This window comes from Dickeya dadantii NCPPB 898 (assembly GCF_000406145.1).
Lineage (GTDB): Bacteria > Pseudomonadota > Gammaproteobacteria > Enterobacterales > Enterobacteriaceae > Dickeya > Dickeya dadantii.
This window is the reverse complement of sequence record NZ_CM001976.1, coordinates 581,298-597,365: the sequence shown is the minus strand read 5'-3', so window position 1 is coordinate 597,365 and position 16,068 is coordinate 581,298. Positions and strand designations below refer to the sequence as shown.

Sequence of the window (16,068 nt, the reverse complement as noted above, 5' to 3'; positions counted from 1 at the left end):
CCCGTCACTTTCGGCGTGGTCTACACCTATCGCGGCAGACCGATGACAGGTTCCGCTGTGGTAATTAAACTCGGAGAGATATTTAACATGTTCAAGATCAAAGGCTTGCGCTGGTACATGATCGGGCTGGTGACCATCGGTACCGTTCTGGGCTACCTGACGCGTAACGCAATTGCCGCAGCGGCGCCAACACTGCAGGAACAGCTTCATATCAGCACCCAACAATACTCCTATATCATTGCGGCCTATTCAGCCTGCTACACCATTATGCAGCCTGTCGCCGGCTATGTGCTGGACCTGCTGGGCACCAAAGTGGGTTATGCCATGTTCGCCGTCCTGTGGGCGCTGTTCTGCGCGGGCACCGCGCTGGCCAGCAGCTGGGGCGGCCTGGCTATCGCGCGCGGCGCGGTCGGCGCGGCGGAAGCGGCAATGATTCCCGCCGGCCTGAAAGCCAGCAGCGAATGGTTCCCGGCCAAGGAGCGCTCAGTCGCGGTCGGCTACTTCAACGTAGGTTCTTCAATTGGTGGCATGCTGGCTCCGCCGCTGGTGGTGTGGGCTATCATGGCGCACAGCTGGCAGATGGCGTTTCTGGTCACCGGCGCATTGAGTATGGTGTGGGCGCTGTGCTGGCTCTATTTTTATAAACACCCGAAAGATCAGAAAAAACTCAGCTCAGAAGAACGCGACTACATCCTGGGCGGCCAGGAAGCACAGCATCAGGCTGGCAACGCTAAGAAAATGTCCGCCTGGCAGATTCTGCGCAACCGCCAGTTCTGGGGCATCGCGCTGCCGCGTTTTCTGGCAGAACCGGCCTGGGGTACCTTCAATGCCTGGATCCCGCTGTTCATGTTCAAAGTCTACGGCTTTAACCTGAAAGAGATCGCCATGTTCGCCTGGATGCCGATGCTGTTTGCCGATCTGGGCTGTATTCTCGGCGGTTACATGCCGATGATGTTCCAGAAATACTTCAAGGTGAACCTGATCGTTTCCCGCAAACTGGTCGTTACCCTGGGCGCGCTGCTGATGATCGGCCCCGGCACCATCGGCCTGTTCACCAGCCCGTATATCGCTATCGCTCTGCTGTGCGTCGGCGGCTTTGCCCATCAATCCTTGTCTGGTGCGCTGATTACCCTGTCTTCCGACGTGTTCGGTCGTAACGAAGTCGCCACCGCCAACGGCCTGACCGGGATGGCCGCCTGGACCGCCAGTACACTGTTCGCCCTGGTCGTGGGCGCGCTGGCCGATACCATCGGCTTTAGCCCGCTGTTCGCCGTACTGGCTATATTCGACCTGTTGGGCGCGGTCGTTATCTGGACGGTACTGAAAAACAATCCGGCTTCAGAAGGAAGTAATGACGCCGAACTGAAAGCCGCGCAGCAACACTAACACTGACAGACAAATTTCTGCTTCACGCCATTCATCCGGTATCATGGGATACCGGATGAATCCTTTCCTCTGGGTTTATCACGACAGCTAACTGTGACGTGGGTGTTGGTCGCCGTCCGCTGTAAGTGGTATAACAAATCTATTCTGAATATCAGTCTATACCCTAATAATTCGAGTTGCAGGAAGGCGGCAAGTGAGTGAATCCCGATGAGCTTACTCAAGTAAGTGATTCGGGTGAACGAGCGCAGCCAACACACCTGCAACTTGTTGAAGTATGAAGGGTATACATTAACGAAATCATCATAACGAGATAGACGCAATGACGCACGTTGCCTCAGGGAGCGTCCTCTATCTTAAGAGTAGGCATCATGGCACTGACAGAATCCAGACGGCTCTACCAGCAGTTGGCCGCAGAATTGAAACAACGCATTGAGAACGGCGTGTATCCGGTGGGTGACAAGCTACCGGCCGAGCGCAATATTTCCGAAGAGATGAACGTCAGCCGTACCGTGGTACGCGAAGCCATCATCATGCTGGAAGTGGAAGGTTACGTGGAAGTCCGTAAAGGCTCCGGCATCCACGTCATGTCCAGTCAACAGCGCCATCTGCTGGCCGCCAACGGTAGCGACGCCGATTTTCTCACCGCCGGGCCGTTCGAACTGCTGCAGGCGCGCCAATTGATAGAGAGCAATATCGCGGAGTTCGCCGCCACTCAGGTCACCCGGCAGGACATCATCCAACTGATGGAAATTCAGGAAAACGCCCGTCAGGAAGATCGTTTCCGCGATTCGGAGTGGGATCTGAAATTTCACGTCCAGGTCGCGCTGGCTACCCAGAACTCGGCGATGGCCACCATCGTGGAAAAGATGTGGAGTCAGCGTATCCACAACCCTTACTGGCGCAAGCTGCATGAACATATCGACGATAAATCGATCGAAAGCTGGTGCGAAGAGCATGATCAGATTCTCAAGGCGCTGATCCGCAAAGATCCTTACGCCGCCAAGCTGGCGATGTGGCAACACCTGGAAAACACCAAGCAAATGCTGTTCCGCGCCACCACCGATGATTTCGAATTCAACGTCGATCGCTACATGTTCGCCGAAAATCCGGTCGTCCATCTCGATCACATCACCAACGGCAAATCCTGAATTTCTCCACACCTTTCCTGCATTTTGCCCCCACCATTCGGGGGCAAAAAAGTCATCCAGCGTCGAGTTCTGTCAGCAAGTGTAAAATATGACGGCAATCACAACCTTTTCCCTATAAACAGGTCGTTATACGTTTTCAGAACGTGATATTTTCCTATCTCACCTGCACCGCTTTTGTTACAGTTAGGATACTTTTTTTACGCTTAATTACTGGCAGAACGACCTGAAAGGCAAAATAACCGGAAAGGAACATGGTGAGTGGGGAAATGTGCGGAAAAGCGCCAGTATACCCCGGCAAGCCGGCCAACTGCCCGTATTGCAACGTTTGTCAGCGTAAAACGTTTATCAGCGTAAGCAGGACATGCCATCGGCCACACATGGATAATGACATCATTCTGTACCCAGAAATTCGAGTTGCAGGATATTTGAACCAGGCAAAGCGCGGGCCCTTCAGGGCAACCAGGTTGGCAGCGGCCCCGAAGGGGGAGGAACATGAAATGGTCCGAGTAACGCCGCTAACATGCCTGCAACTTGAAGCATGTAGGGTAGAAGCATGAAGGGTAATATGTGCAGGCACGTGAAGGAACACGCCGTCCGATGTACAGCAATGACCGCTCTGCATACCCGACTCATCAGCGCGCCGGTTCATGGTTTCGAACATTGGGCCATGTCAACGGCGGCGCCGCTGACGGGTCACAGGTTCTCAGCGTGGTTTCTTCAACGCCGCAGTACAGGAACACCAGATGGATATAGTTAAAGAACTGTTGTATGCGCTCTGGCACCAGAATTTCGACGTCCTGGCCAATCCCAAGCTGGTTTGGACGATTTACCTGCTGTTGTTTTTGATTTTGTTCCTGGAAAACGGTTTGCTGCCGGCTGCCTTCCTGCCGGGCGACAGCCTGCTGATTCTGGTGGGGGTGCTGGTAGCCAAAGGCACCATGAATTACCCGTTTACCATCGCACTGCTCACCACCGCCGCCAGTCTTGGCTGCTGGGTCAGTTATCTGCAGGGGAAATGGCTCGGAAATACGCGAGTGGTTCAAGGATGGTTGTCGCATCTTCCATCACATTATCACCAGCGGGCGCATCAGTTGTTTCACCGTCATGGGTTATCGGCGCTGTTGGTCGGCCGTTTCCTGGCCTTTGTGCGAACCCTGCTGCCGACCATCGCCGGGCTGTCCGGGCTGAACAGTGCCCGTTTCCAGTTCTTCAACTGGATGAGTGGTTTTTTGTGGGTCATCATTCTGGTTTCTCTCGGTTTTGCGCTGGGTAAAACCTCGGTATTTCGCAAATACGAAGATCAGTTGATGTTCTGTCTGATGCTGCTGCCGCTGGTTTTGCTGTTCATCGGGCTGGCAGGGTCACTGTTAGTGCTGTGGCGTAAAAAACGCATGATGGCACGTGAAAAAAGGAACTGATTGATGACCAACCGCAGGTTCAGGAAGCCCTCCGCCTGGCGTCTGTTGCTGCTGCTGTTGCCGCTGGTCGTGCTGCTGTCCATGTCGTCACGGCGCCTGCCGGACGAGGTGATGCTGCACATTACCCCGCTGCATCAGGGTGCGCCCTTGCCGGACGGCTTCTACATTTACCAGCGGCTTAACGAGCGGGGTATCGCCATCAAGAGCATTACTCCGGAAAACGACAGCATCATCGTGCGGCTGTCCTCGCCGGAACAAAGCGGCGCGGCCAGAGAAATACTGAGCACCGCGCTGCCGTATGCCATCGTCATCGCCCAACGTAGCAACGGCACCTCGCCGGTCACCAGAAGCTGATTCCCATGCGGGCACGCCCCGTTTCCGTTTTTTCACCGCCAGCTACGCCATTCCCGTCTTTTCGAAATAATTTCGCCAGTTTTACAGCGGGTTATCAGAATTATCCGTAGTCATTCCTTCAGCAAAGATGAAAATCTGCACTATAGTTAACACTGAAAGTGGTTAACACTATGATTCATCAAATAAAGGAGTGTTCACATGGCACAAGAACCCAATACAGAACAGTTGCGAGCAGAGCTGCGTTCTCTGGGAGACACACTGGAAGAGGTGTTACGCTCCTCCAGCGATAAATCCAAAGCCGAACTGGAAAAACTGCGCGATAAGGCTGAAACCGTGCTCAAAGAGTCGCGCGAACGCTTGAATGACACCGGTGAACGGATTACGGCACAAGCCCGCGAAGCGACCCAGTGCGCCGATGATTTCGTACATAAAAACCCCTGGACCGGGGTTGGCATCGGCGCCGCCGTCGGTATGGTGCTGGGCCTGTTGCTGGCTCGTCGTTAACTCATGGAGACAGAACCGCAACGCCAGGGCCCCGGCCGCTCCGCCGTTTCCACCGTGCAGCGTATTCTCGCCATTCTGGTCGGTATGGCGGAAACACGACTCAGGCTGGCGGTGGTAGAACTGGAACAGGAAAAAACCCTGCTGATTCAACTGTTGCTGATGGTGGGGTTGACCCTGTTGTTCACGGCGTTTGGCCTGATGAGCCTGATTGTGCTGATCATCTGGAGCCTTGATCCGGCCTTACGCCTGACGGCATTGTGCTGGATCACGGCTGCCCTGTTTGGGCTGGCGTTGTTCGGCGCGCTCTGGACGCTAAAACGCCTGCGCCGTTCCACGCTGTTGCGGGACACCCGTAAAGAGCTGGCGACAGATCGCTCGCTGCTGGAGGACGAGTCAAAATGAATCGTCACCAGCGTCTGGCTGCCGAAAAACAGCAACTGCTGCGCCAGATCCAACAGCAGCGACTGGATCTGGCGGCGAACAAAAACCGCTGGCTGGAGATCACCGCGCCCTGCGATGACTGCTGGCAGAAGTTGGCGCGGATACGCCGTTACCTGGTCGTGATCCCGCCAGTCGTCGCCATACTGGGGATACGCCACCCGCGGCGGCTGATGGGCTTTGTGCGTAAGGCGGCCAGCATCTGGAGCGTGTTGAAACTGATACGCTCCGCAGTACCATCACCGCCACGCCCGCCGCGGCGTTGAAGCACGGTTTCCCATCTTTTCGCCGCACGGTTCGTCCACCATGCACCCTTTTCACGTTTTATCGTCACCGTGGTCGGCACACCTACCGTTGGCACACCTACCGTTTCCCGGTTTTTTCGTTCATCAGTAGCCGGCATGGTCAATTTTTCTGACATAAAACAACAATTTTACTCGCTGGCACCGACACGCTTTCGCCTCTAGTATTCTTCCCATCTGTTGCACAAACGTTTTAAACAAGCCACGCCGGACGCGCCCCTGTCGATTTTGCTCCGGCAGCAAACACACTACTGGAGAATATCGATGAAAAATTTTGAGAATGCATTGCTGATGGTTGCCCGTATTCTGCTGCCGATTCTGTTTATCGTTGCCGGTTACGGCAAACTGGGCGCATCTTACGCCGCAACCCAACAGTATATGCAGGCGATGGGCGTTCCAGGTGCGCTGCTGCCATTGACCATTCTGCTGGAACTGGGCGGCGGTCTGGCGGTTCTGTTTGGCTTCATGACCCGCACCGCCGCGATTGCCACGGCGATCTTCACGCTGCTGACCGCATTCATTTTCCATACTGATTTCGCTCAGGGCGCCAACCAGTTGATGTTCATGAAAAACCTGTCTATCGCCGGCGGCTATGTACTGTTGTTCGTCACCGGTCCGGGCGCATTCAGCATCGACCGTCTGCTGAACAAAAAATGGTAATGGCAGTCTGAATAATCAGTTGAGCAGCACAGCCTGACTCTTATTTGATGGCGGTCGACAGCATGCTGTGACCGCCATTGTCATTATTTCTGGGAGGACGCGGCTATGGGATTATTGGTTGACGGCGTATGGCACGACACCTGGTATGAAACCCAGTCATCCGGCGGGCATTTCAAGCGGCCGCAGACATTTTTCCGCAACTGGGTCACCGCCGACGGCGAAGCCGGCCCGACAGGTACGGGCGGTTTCAAAGCGGAAGCCAGTCGCTACCATCTGTACGTATCGCTGGCCTGCCCCTGGGCCCATCGCACGTTGTTACTGCGAAAACTCAAAGGTCTGGAACAACACATTGATGTCTCGGTGGTGCACCCGCTAATGCTGGACCACGGCTGGACCTTCGATACCGACTTTCCACAGGCCACCGGCGACACGCTTTATCAGCACGAATTTCTCTATCAGCTTTATCTGCACGCCAAAGCCGACTACAGCGGGCGCGTCACCGTTCCCGTGCTGTGGGACACTCAGCAGCACACTATCGTCAGCAATGAATCCGCGGATATCATCCGTATGCTCAACAGCGCGTTCGACGGTTGCGGCGCCGCAACCGGTGATTACTATCCGCAGGCGCTGCGAGGACAAATCGACGAGCTGAACGAGTGGATTTACCACCAGGTTAACAACGGCGTGTACAAAGCCGGTTTCGCTACAACACAAACCGCTTACGACGAATCGGTCGGGCTGGTCTTTACCGCGTTGGACAAACTGGAAACGATCCTCGCTCGGCAACGTTATTTGGCTGGCGATCGCCTCACTGAAGCGGATATTCGTTTGTGGACGACGTTGATCCGTTTTGATCCGGTCTATCACACCCATTTCAAATGCGACAAACGCCGGATAAGCGATTACCCGAACCTGTATGGTTATCTGCGTGAAATCTACCAGTTGCCGGGTATATCCGACACCGTGGACATGGCGCATATCCGCCACCACTACTATCGCAGTCATAGCACCATCAACCCTCACGGCATCATATCCGTAGGGCCGGAGATGGACCTGAACGCGCCACACGGCCGGGATAAACGCTACCCGTAATCTATCCGCGGCGAACGCCGCGGACGATTTACCAGCACACTCCAGATATAACAACGCCGCCGGTTGATGTCAGCCAACCGGCGGCGTTGTCTATTTCATACCACCATCAAAACGCGTTGAATATGCGCGGAATTTCCCGTAAAAACCACGCTTTGGCTTCGCCCATACTGTCGCGCCGCCATGCCATGATGATTTGGCCTTCCATACTATTTTCCGGGCTTACTACCCGCAGACGGCCTTCGGCGACATCCTGAGCCACCCGTTCATACGGCATGGTCGCCACCCCCAAGCCGGCCAGCAACGCCCGACGTTTGTCATCCATCGAACTCACGGTCAAACGCGGCTGTTTATCCAGTAGCTGTACCGTCAGCACCGGGCGCTCGCGGGCGGTATCGGCAATCGCGATGCCGCGATATTTGATACGCGTAACCTCAGACAGCGGCTCCGGTTCGTCGTGAATCGGATGGTCCGGGCTGGCCACGTATACGTTCTTCATTGAATAAAGTTTACGGGTATTGATTTCCGAAGATGAGCGGAAGTGCATGTCCGGCGCGACAACGATATCCGCCCGCCCCTGCTCCAGCCGTTCCCACGCCCCGGCCAGCACTTCGGTCAATAACGACACCTGGGTATTGGCCTTGAGCGATAGCTTGTCCAGCAGCGGAAAAAAGCGCTCGGTCGGCACCAGCGCTTCCACCACGATGGTCAGGTGGGTTTCCCATCCTCGCGCCAGCGCTTCGGCATCCGTAGTCAGCTTGTCGGCAGCTTCCAGCAGAATTCGCCCGCGCTCCAGCAGCATTCGCCCAACATTGGTGAATTTGGTGCGATGGCCTGAACGGTCGAACAGCACCACATCCAGTTCATCTTCCAGTTTCTGCATGGTATAACTCAGAGCGGACGGAACCCGCCCCAGTTCATCTGCAGCGGCAGCAAAACTTCCCCGGCGATCGATGGCGTCCATGACCCGTAAAGCTTCTAGTGTTAATGCCCGTTCTTTTGCCATTTCTTCACTCATTCAGGATTTTTGAACGTACCGACCAGATTAACTGGCTAACAATCCATCGTCCAGACAATTACTATCGCTTTATCAATAATTCTCAGGGTCGAATACCATGATCATTAGCAGAGCAGCAGAACAGTGCGGCCAGGCTGACTATGGCTGGTTGCAGGCACGTTACACCTTTTCTTTCGGTCATTACTTTGATCCTGATCTACTGGGTTTCGCCTCGCTGCGGGTGCTCAATCAGGAAGTACTGGCCCCGGGTGCCTCTTTTCAGCCACGAACCTATCCGCGCGTCGATATTCTGAACATCCTGTTGCAGGGCGAAGCGGAATATCGCGACAGCAACGGCAACCATACTCGCGCCAGAGCGGGTGAAGCCTTGCTGCTGGCCGCCCAGCCCAACGTCAGCTACAGCGAACACAATATCGGCGACAACACGCCGCTGACCCGGCTGCAACTGTGGCTGGACGCCTGTCCAACGCGGGAAAACCAGTGTTTGCAGCGGTTAACGCTGAAAGACCAGCCTTACCAGTTGCTGGCATCGCCGGATGAGTCGGCCGACGCCTTCCATTTGCGCCAGCAGGTTTGGATTCACCATCTGGATCTGGCGGCTGGCGAGCAGCACAACCTGACGCTAAACGGCAACCGCGCCTACCTGCAATCGATTCACGGCACCAGCAGCATCAACGGCAATAGCGCTGCGATTCACAACGTATTGCGCTGCGGTGACGGTGCGTTTGTCCAGCAGGAAAACAGCCTTATCATTCGGGCGGAAACCGCCACACGGGCATTGCTGATCGACCTGGTTGTCTAGGCTGGCGCTCACGCCAGGACCCGCCACGTCTATTTCCTTACGCCCTGATAGCCACCTTTCAGGGCAGAGCCAGCGCCACGAATCAGGCCAGGCGCGGCCGGGAATTCGCTATAAAGAAAATCAATTGTCAGCCATGCGGTGTAACGAGAGCAGGCCCAGCGCAACCTTGCGGCAGCCATCTCGGCGTTTTTATTCAGTCATGGTAAGATGCCGCCATGATTTCACACTCGCTTCAGGGTTACTGCAATGGATTCAACCAATCCGGACAAACTTGTTGCCCAGGCTGAACAGCTTTGCCAGCAACGCAATGTGCGTCTGACGCCCCAGCGTCAGGAAGTATTGCGCTTAATGGCCCAGCAACCCGGTGCGATCAGCGCGTATGATCTGCTGGATTTGCTTCGCGTTTCCGAGCCTCAGGCCAAGCCGCCCACCGTTTATCGCGCGCTGGATTTTCTACTGGAACAAGGTTTTATCCACAAGGTAGAGTCCACCAACAGCTATGTGCTGTGCCATCATTTCGAAGAGCATAGCCATACTTCGGCATTGTTTATCTGCGACCGCTGCGGGCTGGTGACGGAACGCCAGACGGAAGGCGTTGAGGAAACGCTGCACCAGTTGGCGAAACAGTCAGGTTTCGCCCTGCGTCATAGTGTGGTAGAAGCCCACGGTTTGTGTGGCGAATGCCAGAAGGTGGAGTCCTGCGAGCATCGGGACAGCTGTAATCATGATCACAGCATACTGGTGAAGAAACGCTGAGTGTGAAGCCGTTGCTTCACACTACTCTGTCGAAATACGTACTCGTTTAAAATACGTACTATTTCGAAATACGTACTCTTTCAAAATACGTGACGCTTTCTAAACACATATTCTTTCTGAATACGTTATTCGTCCTGAATACGTCACGCTTCCCTCAATTCATACACCACTTATGCACTACGTTCGGCCCGGACCATCAAAGTACCGGACGGTACAGGTGTTCATCCAGACAAGCTGAACACCTGCATGGGCGGAAGCCTACATCCATCAAAAGCGGACTAAAGCAGGGGCGTTAGCTCCAGTCGCTGTTGCGGATCACGCCAACCGCCAATCCTTCAATGGAGAAATTTTGCTCGCGCAGATCGACAACGATCGGCGCGAATTCTTTGTTTTCCGCCAGCAGTTGCACAACATTGCCCTGCTTTTTCAATCGTTTGACCGTTACTTCATCTTCAATACGCGCCACCACCACCTGGCCGTTGCGCACATCCTGCGTTTTATGCACCGCCAGCAGGTCGCCGTCCAGAATACCGATATCCTTCATCGACATTCCGCTGACCCGCAGCAGGAAATCGGCGCTAGGCTTGAACATCGCCGGGTCGACCTGATAGTGGCATTCGATGTGCTGCTGAGCCAGCAACGGTTCGCCGGCGGCGACGCGGCCAATCAGCGGCAATCCCTGATCTTCTTCTTCCATCAACAGGCGAATACCGCGGGAAGCGCCGGTAACGATCTCAATGACGCCTTTGCGCGCCAGCGCCTTGAGGTGTTCCTCAGCCGCATTCGGCGAACGGAAGCCAAGCTGACTGGCGATTTCGGCCCGGGTGGGCGGCATACCGGTTTGTGAAATATGATCGCGAATCAGATCATAAACCTGCTGTTGTCTGGTAGTTAGCGCTTTCATTCCGCCCCCTGGTTGTTTATACAGTTTCGCTGTGAGTATATACAGGGAAAGTGCCGATGGGAACCGCGATATCGCTATTGCGCGGATTTTTCTGCGATTATGCAAAGCGTCACGCAAAACGGTTCCACAGTATCGCTCCCCATACTCCCGCCGCCAGCAAACAGGCGACAAATACCGCCGCCGAGCCAATGTCCTTCGCCCGGCCGGACAATTCGTGGTAATCCATGCCGATTCGATCCACCACCGCTTCAATAGCGCTATTGACCAGCTCAAACAGCACGATCAGCACCACGGAACCGATCAACAACAGCCGCTCCACCATTGCAACCGGCAGCCAGCAGGCAATAATAATGGCGGCAAGCGTGAGTAGTGATTCCTGGCGAAATGCGGCCTCATGCCGCCATGCCTGTTGCAACCCTTGCAGCGAATAACCCGCCGCTTTGATGATGCGGGTTATCCCGGTTGTTTTGTTCATGCTTACTCCACCTTTAATTTGTCATTGGCCGCAATTTTAACGCGTCGTCATGGTCTCATCACCACAGATATCCTGCCGGGTTTCTGGTATCCTTGGCCCGCATTGCTAACAAGAGGCTTCTGGTTGTTATGTCAGGTTGGCGTAGAATCTACTATAAACTACTGAATTTCCCACTAAAACTCTTGGTAAAGAGTAAAGTTATCCCACAGGATCCCGTTAACGAACAACGTCTGGATCCGGCGCGACCGATCTTCTATGTGCTGCCCTACAACTCCAAGGCAGACCTGCTGACGCTGCGCACCAAATGTCTGGAGCTCAGTCTGCCCGATCCGTTGCAGCCGCTGCAGATCGACGGCAAAATTCTGCCGAGTTACGTATTTGTCAATGACGGCCCACGCCTGTTCCGTTATTACGTGCCCAAACAGCAGTCGATAAAGCTGTTTCACGACTATCTGGATCTGCATCGCAACAATCCGGAACTCGATATACAGATGGTGCCGGTGTCGGTCATGTTCGGCCGCTCCCCCGGCCGCGAGGGGCAGAATCAGGACACGCCGCATCTGCGGTTGCTCAACGGCATAGAGAAATTCTTCGCCGTTCTGTGGCTCGGTCGCGACAGTTTTGTGCGCTTTTCCGTTCCCGTCTCGCTGCGTTACATGGCGACCGAACACGGCACCGACAAAACCATCGCCCACAAGCTGGCGCGCGTAGCACGTATGCACTTCTCCCGTTTGCGGCTGGCGGCCGTCGGACCGCGTTTGCCGGTTCGTCAGGAGTTGTTCAACAAGCTGCTGTCTTCCCGCGCCATCGCCAAAGCGATTGATGATGAAGCACGGGTCAAAAAGATTTCCCACGACAAGGCACAGCAGAACGCCATCACGCTGCTGGAAGAGATCGCCGCCGACTTCTCCTATGAAGCCGTCAGGCTATCCGACCGGGTGCTGAGCTGGACCTGGAATCGTCTGTACCAGGGCATCAACGTGCATAATGCCGAACGGGTACGCCAGTTGGCGCAGGACGGGCATGAAATCGTCTATGTTCCCTGCCATCGCAGCCACATGGACTATCTGCTGCTCTCCTACGTGCTCTACCATCAGGGCTTGGTGCCGCCGCACATCGCCGCCGGCATTAACCTTAACTTCTGGCCGGCCGGCCCGATCTTCCGTCGTCTCGGCGCCTTTTTCATCCGCCGGACCTTCAAAGGCAACAAGCTCTATTCCACTCTGTTCCGCGAGTATCTGGGCGAGCTGTTTACCCGCGGCTATTCGGTGGAGTACTTCGTCGAAGGCGGCCGTTCCCGCACCGGCCGTTTGCTGGAGCCGAAGACCGGCACGCTGGCGATGACCATTCAGGCGATGCTGCGCGGCGGTACCCGCCAGATCACGCTGGTGCCGATTTACATTGGCTACGAACACGTGATGGAAGTCGGCACCTACGCTAAAGAGCTGCGCGGCGCCACCAAGGAAAAAGAAGGCTTCCTGCAGATGGTGCGCGGACTGCGCAAGCTGCGTAATCTCGGTCAGGGGTACGTTAATATCGGTGAGCCGCTGTCGCTGACCACCTACCTCAACAACCGTGTGCCGCAGTGGCGCGACGCTATCGATCCTATCGATCCGCAACGCCCGGCCTGGCTGACGCCTACCGTGCAGGATATCGCCGACGACATCATGGTGCGCATCAACAACGCGGCGGCGGCCAACGCCATGAACCTGTGCTGTACCGCGCTGCTGGCTTCCCGCCAGCGGGCGTTGACGCGTGAGCAGATGGAAGAGCAGTTGGAGTGTTATCTGCAACTGCTGCGTAACGTCCCTTACAGCAGCGATATCACCGTGCCGAAAAAAACCGCCGCCGAGTTGCTGGAACACGCGCTCGGTATGGACAAGTTCGAGGTGGAGAAGGACAACGTCGGCGACATTATCATCCTGCCGCGCGAGCAGGCGGTGCTGATGACGTACTACCGCAATAATATCCATCATATGCTGGTGCTGCCGTCGCTGGTTGCAAGCATCGTGATGCATTACCGCCGGATCTCCGCCGGGGAATTGCTGCGCCAGATAACGCTGATTTATCCGCTGCTGCAGGCCGAATTATTCCTGCACTACAAGCAGTCCGAGCTGTCTGACGTGCTGGACGCGCTGGTGGCCGAGCTGGCGCGCCAGCAACTGATTCTGATCAAGGATGACGGGCTGGAACTGAACCCCGCGCGTATCCGCGCCCTGCAACTGCTGGCCGCCGGTGTCCGCGAAACGCTGCAACGTTATGCCATTACCCTGGCGTTGCTGAACGCCAACCCGACCATCAGCCGCGGCGCGCTGGAAAAAGAAAGCCGCAGCATGGCGCAACGTCTCTCGGTGTTGCACGGCATCAACGCGCCGGAGTTTTTCGACAAGGCGGTGTTCTCAACGCTGGTCAACACATTGCGTAACGAAGGGTATGTCAGCGACAGCGGCGAAGCGGTGCTGGAACACGTCCAGGCGATTTACGCTATTCTGGGAGAACTACTGAGTCCGGAAGTGAAGCTGACGATTGAAAGCGCCAGTCTGGCGCAGGAGAGCGGCGATGGCGACAGCGAATCCGTTGTCGTCGATGTCGATGTCGAGAAAGAAAAAGAAGAAGTAGAGTAACGTTCAGCCCTGCGGAGCCGCTCCGCAGGGCTGCATTTATTACGAAGAAAACAGCTACATTTATGACAAAGAGAACAGCTACAAACCGAACAGGATGCCGAAAAACAGCACCATCCCGACATAATTGTTATTGTTGAATGCCCGAAAACAGTCATCGCGCTCACGCCCGGCAATCAGTTTCTGCTGATAAGCGAACAACGCGGCAGCCGCCAGCACCGACCAGTAAAAAATCTGACTCAGCCCCATCATCCGCCCCAGCGCCAGCATCGCCACCAGCGTCACCAGTTGCAGTACGCCGACAATCAACGTGTCGTGACGACCAAACAGGATAGCGGTGGACTTTATCCCGATCTTGAGGTCGTCGTCGCGATCCACCATGGCGTATTCGGTGTCGTAAGCGACGGTCCAGCAGATATAAGCAAAAAACATCAGCCAGCAGGTGGCAGGCAATGATTCGCTGACAGCGGCATAAGCCATCGGGATCGACCAGCCAAACGCCGCGCCCAGCACCAGTTGCGGCAGGTGGCTGACGCGCTTCATGAACGGGTACACCCAAGCCAGCGCCAGCGCGGCGACCGATAACCAGATGGTCAACGGATTCATGGTCAGCACCAGACCGAACGCCAGCAGCACCAGCACCACAAACAGCACTTTGGCAGCTTGTTCGCTCACTAAACCCGCCGGCAGCGGACGCGCGGCGGTACGTTTGACATGACCGTCAAAATGGCGGTCGGCATAATCATTGATCACACACCCTGCCGCACGCATCAGGAACACGCCCGCCACGAACACCAACAGCGTCCAGGGCGCCGGCGTTCCACGCCCTGCCAGCCACAATGCCCACAGTGTCGGCCATAACAACAACAGGGTGCCAATCGGGTTATTGATACGCATCAGGCGACAATACGCGCCCCAGCGTTCTGACGTTAACAGTCTTTCCAACGCCTGGTTCTCCTTCTGCACTCAGCCCTGATGGGCGTCGGGGTAATAAATGGGGGCATCCGGCAAAAATAGCTCGGTGATCAGCAACGGATTGCCCGACAAAAGCAAACGTGAACGCCGCACCCACAGCGCCCCGCTTCGGCCGGTCTGAATAACGTCACGCGGCGGCGGTCCCTGCAGAAACAGATAGCGCCCCAACGGCGTATTGCCGACCTGCGTCAGGTCAATATCAGCCTCTTCCAGCGTCTGCTCCGGTATCACTGTGCGACCAAATAACCAAGGTTTGCCATCACCCAGCAGCGTCACCTCACGCAGCCAATAGCGCTCACTCAGCGGCAGCAGCGCCGATTCGCCAGCCACATCCAGCGACGACACAAACAGCTCTTCGCTGACCTGTACGGTCAGCCGCAGGCAATGCCGTTCCAGACGGCGCGTCATAGAATCGCGGTAAAGCAGCCAGTCCACTACTGACGCGGGTAAATTTTCAGGCGTGCACCACTCAACCGAGTGCAGTCTAGCCAACGCCTCATCAGACATGTATCCCATTCCACCCGGTGTTTAATAAATAAAATAAAACGCGCTTATTGTAGCGCAGATGCTCATTGTAGCGAAGAATCGTACGCTGGTAACAGGTTCCGAACCGCGTGTTAACGACTTGAGCGATTTTTACACAACCTATCAGCGAGGCTCACACCCTGTTGCAAACGAGTGGATAGACAAGCCTTATCACACATGGTGTACGTTCTTGCGGTTAACCATGCTTCCTGCGGTCCTTAAAAAAAACTACCCGGCCGAAGCCGGGTAGTTTTTACAGTGCGACAGGCACCACAACGAGGATATCGCTGTGGTCGCGCGGCAGATGTCGGGTAGCAGCAGCGCATTACTGCGCCGCCGCCCCCCTAAGAACCGTACATGCAAGTTTCCCCGCATACGGCTCAAGCCTTTATAAGCCCGCACTACTGTTTGGGCCGGCAACGTTAATTACTATTTAGATGAAGATTCGCTTTCAAGAGTGAATAGGATCGAGCCATCAATCGACTTACCGTGTAAACCATCCATAAAACCAAGTAATTTACAAGGTATATCAAGAGAATAGATCTCTTCACCATCTATCCTGCACAACAATTTATTAGCTTTTGAACGGATAAACTCATCACCGATGATAGTTCCAAGTAAATCGCCGCTATGATCATAAACGGTATAGTCTTTTCCGTATACGAACCCCATTATTACCTCCGGATAGCTAGT

The 16,068-nt window shown here is 55.3% G+C and carries 18 protein-coding genes; 12 read left to right on the top strand and 6 right to left on the bottom strand.

Annotated elements, in window-relative coordinates; all coding sequences use genetic code 11:
* The first annotated feature begins 87 nt into the window (after positions 1-87).
* The 9 genes from DDA898_RS03215 to DDA898_RS03175 all read left to right on the top strand — a co-directional run bounded on the left by DDA898_RS03215 (position 88) and on the right by DDA898_RS03175 (position 7,302).
* A complete protein-coding gene (locus DDA898_RS03215; protein ID WP_038902534.1) occupies positions 88-1,386 on the top strand; it encodes an MFS transporter in 1,299 nt (432 codons plus the stop codon).
* A gap of 368 nt (positions 1,387-1,754) precedes the next feature.
* Positions 1,755-2,534 carry a transcriptional regulator ExuR gene (exuR, locus tag DDA898_RS03210; RefSeq protein ID WP_022632078.1) on the top strand — a complete coding sequence of 260 codons (780 nt, stop codon included), beginning with the start codon at positions 1,755-1,757 and terminating at the stop codon, positions 2,532-2,534.
* Positions 2,535-3,277: 743 nt separating this feature from the next.
* On the top strand, positions 3,278-3,952 hold the full coding sequence (locus DDA898_RS03205) for a DedA family protein (RefSeq protein WP_013316274.1): 675 nt from the start codon (positions 3,278-3,280) through the stop codon (positions 3,950-3,952).
* 3 nt (positions 3,953-3,955) lie between these two features.
* Positions 3,956-4,306, top strand: coding sequence for an EnvZ/OmpR regulon moderator MzrA (gene mzrA / locus DDA898_RS03200; RefSeq protein ID WP_033111582.1), 351 nt, complete (start codon positions 3,956-3,958; stop codon positions 4,304-4,306).
* 198 nt (positions 4,307-4,504) lie between these two features.
* Positions 4,505-4,810, top strand: a complete 306-nt coding sequence (locus tag DDA898_RS03195) for an ElaB/YgaM/YqjD family protein (protein ID WP_013316272.1) — start codon at positions 4,505-4,507, stop codon at positions 4,808-4,810.
* Positions 4,811-4,813: 3 nt separating this feature from the next.
* Positions 4,814-5,212 carry a phage holin family protein gene (locus tag DDA898_RS03190; RefSeq protein ID WP_038910194.1) on the top strand — a complete coding sequence of 133 codons (399 nt, stop codon included), beginning with the start codon at positions 4,814-4,816 and terminating at the stop codon, positions 5,210-5,212.
* A complete protein-coding gene (locus DDA898_RS03185) occupies positions 5,209-5,514 on the top strand; it encodes a YqjK-like family protein (protein ID WP_038910193.1) in 306 nt (101 codons plus the stop codon). Before DDA898_RS03190 ends, DDA898_RS03185 begins: the two co-directional genes overlap by 4 nt.
* A 300-nt stretch (positions 5,515-5,814) precedes the next feature.
* Positions 5,815-6,210, top strand: coding sequence for a DoxX family protein (locus DDA898_RS03180; protein WP_033111581.1), 396 nt, complete (start codon positions 5,815-5,817; stop codon positions 6,208-6,210).
* Between the two features lie 105 nt (positions 6,211-6,315).
* Positions 6,316-7,302 (top strand): glutathione S-transferase family protein, encoded by a 987-nt coding sequence (locus tag DDA898_RS03175; RefSeq protein ID WP_038910191.1) that lies wholly within the window; start codon positions 6,316-6,318, stop codon positions 7,300-7,302.
* Positions 7,303-7,408: 106 nt separating this feature from the next.
* Here DDA898_RS03175 and DDA898_RS03170 read toward each other — a convergent pair whose 3' ends face one another.
* Positions 7,409-8,305: a LysR family transcriptional regulator gene (locus DDA898_RS03170; RefSeq protein WP_013316267.1), complete on the bottom strand. Its 897-nt coding sequence runs from the start codon at positions 8,303-8,305 to the stop codon at positions 7,409-7,411.
* 109 nt (positions 8,306-8,414) lie between these two features.
* Here DDA898_RS03170 and DDA898_RS03165 point away from each other — a divergent pair, with 109 nt between their 5' ends.
* Both DDA898_RS03165 and zur read left to right on the top strand, forming a co-directional pair.
* Positions 8,415-9,119, top strand: a complete 705-nt coding sequence (locus DDA898_RS03165; protein ID WP_038910190.1) for a pirin family protein — start codon at positions 8,415-8,417, stop codon at positions 9,117-9,119.
* Between the two features lie 246 nt (positions 9,120-9,365).
* Entirely contained in the window at positions 9,366-9,875 is a 510-nt protein-coding gene (gene zur, locus DDA898_RS03160) for a zinc uptake transcriptional repressor Zur (protein WP_013316265.1), read from the top strand.
* 292 nt (positions 9,876-10,167) lie between these two features.
* Here the strand turns inward: zur and lexA are convergent, their stop codons facing one another.
* The gene (lexA, locus tag DDA898_RS03155) at positions 10,168-10,779 is read right to left on the bottom strand and encodes a transcriptional repressor LexA (protein WP_022632067.1); all 612 of its coding nucleotides are present in this window, start codon (positions 10,777-10,779) and stop codon (positions 10,168-10,170) included.
* Between the two features lie 109 nt (positions 10,780-10,888).
* Positions 10,889-11,254 (bottom strand): diacylglycerol kinase, encoded by a 366-nt coding sequence (locus DDA898_RS03150; RefSeq protein WP_013316263.1) that lies wholly within the window; start codon positions 11,252-11,254, stop codon positions 10,889-10,891.
* A gap of 128 nt (positions 11,255-11,382) precedes the next feature.
* Here DDA898_RS03150 and plsB point away from each other — a divergent pair, with 128 nt between their 5' ends.
* Positions 11,383-13,878, top strand: a complete 2,496-nt coding sequence (plsB, locus tag DDA898_RS03145) for a glycerol-3-phosphate 1-O-acyltransferase PlsB (protein WP_038910189.1) — start codon at positions 11,383-11,385, stop codon at positions 13,876-13,878.
* Between the two features lie 78 nt (positions 13,879-13,956).
* Here plsB and ubiA read toward each other — a convergent pair whose 3' ends face one another.
* From ubiA to DDA898_RS03130, 3 genes are all read right to left on the bottom strand, one after another.
* Positions 13,957-14,820 carry a 4-hydroxybenzoate octaprenyltransferase gene (gene ubiA, locus DDA898_RS03140; RefSeq protein ID WP_013316261.1) on the bottom strand — a complete coding sequence of 288 codons (864 nt, stop codon included), beginning with the start codon at positions 14,818-14,820 and terminating at the stop codon, positions 13,957-13,959.
* A gap of 21 nt (positions 14,821-14,841) precedes the next feature.
* The gene (gene ubiC, locus DDA898_RS03135; RefSeq protein ID WP_038910188.1) at positions 14,842-15,357 is read right to left on the bottom strand and encodes a chorismate lyase; all 516 of its coding nucleotides are present in this window, start codon (positions 15,355-15,357) and stop codon (positions 14,842-14,844) included.
* A gap of 447 nt (positions 15,358-15,804) precedes the next feature.
* Complete coding sequence (locus DDA898_RS03130) at positions 15,805-16,047, bottom strand: hypothetical protein (protein ID WP_038910187.1); 243 nt, start codon at positions 16,045-16,047, stop codon at positions 15,805-15,807.
* Positions 16,048-16,068 lie beyond the last annotated feature (21 nt).